At 37.8% G+C, this 1377-nt stretch carries 1 protein-coding gene and 1 pseudogene; both read left to right on the forward strand.

The window, feature by feature from the left end:
* The first annotated feature begins 130 nt into the window (after positions 1-130).
* Positions 131-820 carry a hypothetical protein gene (locus tag ACFINR_RS09295; RefSeq protein WP_375654227.1) on the forward strand — a complete coding sequence of 230 codons (690 nt, stop codon included), beginning with the start codon at positions 131-133 and terminating at the stop codon, positions 818-820.
* Positions 821-914: 94 nt separating this feature from the next.
* Positions 915-1377, forward strand: a pseudogene (locus ACFINR_RS09300) (hypothetical protein); the annotation flags it as partial.

Raw genomic sequence — 1377 nt, forward strand, 5'->3', positions numbered from 1 at the left:
TATTATGACGATGATGATAACAGCGAATATGAAAGTGATGCTGCGTAAATGACACGCGCGGGCGCGGCGGGGGCGCCATCCTTTAAACATCTCATTTAAAAATTTAAATCTCTATAAAGGAATTGTGCTCATGCAAAAGAAGTTTGCACTCACAAATGAAACGCGTGTAATTAATAATCATACCCTTTATCGCATTAAAGCATTAAAAGACTTTGCTGATGTTAAAGCAGGTACTTTAGGGGGCTTTATTGAAAAGGAAGATAACCTTTCTCATGATGGCAATTGCTGGGTGTATGATGAGGCTCTTGTGTTTAAAAATGGTCACGTTTATGAAAATGCAAGGGTATATGGCAATGCTGCCATTGGTGGTTTTGTTTATGGCAATGCGCATGTATATGATAAAACCCGCGTGTATTTTGGAGCTCATGTTTATGATAATGCGCATCTTTCTGATAAGGTGTGGGTTTATCAATATGCAAGGGTTTATGGGAATGCAAAATTAACAGGAAGTGCACGCATTTATAGCAAGGCTGAGGTTTATGATCATGCTGTTGTAAGTAGCTCTTCAAAAATTTATGGCAAGGTTTATGGCAATGCTAGCGTGGGTGGGTATGTTAAGGTCTATGGTTCTGTTTATGGGAATGCAAAAGTGACTGGTTATCACACCATTAGAGGTTTGATACATGGCAATGCAAGGTTAAAAAGAGATGGTTATTCATATGTCAAACAAAACTTTTATTATGCATATGGAATTCCTGAAGATTGTGAAATTTATGAAAACGATACCGTTGTAAAGATTATTGAAAATAACGCTGCGTAAAGACGCGCGGGCGCGGCGGGGGCGCCCCTCTTTCAAATTTTCCCATTCCAAATTTTATCAAATGTTTATCACATTAAATTGTGAGGGTATCTCTATGTGCAAAAAATACGAATTAACCAGTGAAATCAAAAAAATCAAACATGCTCTTACTCGAAATATTATAAACCTTTATCGCATTAAAGCTTTAAAAGATTTTGATGATGTACAGGCGGGGTCTTTAGGCGGCTTTATTGAAAAGGAAGTTAACCTATCCCATGATGGTAATTGCTGGGTGTATGATGAGGCTTGTGTCTATGGTCATGCAAGAGTGTATGACAATGCAAAAATACGCCATTTTTCTCAAGTCTGTGGTCAAGTTTATGGCAATGCTGAGGTCTATGGAAAAGCTTTTATCTCTCAATATGCTAAAGTTTATGACCATGCTTTTGTCTATGGCAATGCTCATGTTTATGGCAATATTTATGGTAATGCTCATGTGAATGGTAGTGCCCGCATTCTTGCTGATGCTCATATTTATGATCATGCGCATGTTTCTTATGATGCTACGGTTTTTAGTT

The organism is Bartonella sp. AP19HLJMH (genome assembly GCF_042196245.1).
Taxonomy (GTDB): Bacteria; Pseudomonadota; Alphaproteobacteria; order Rhizobiales; family Rhizobiaceae; genus Bartonella.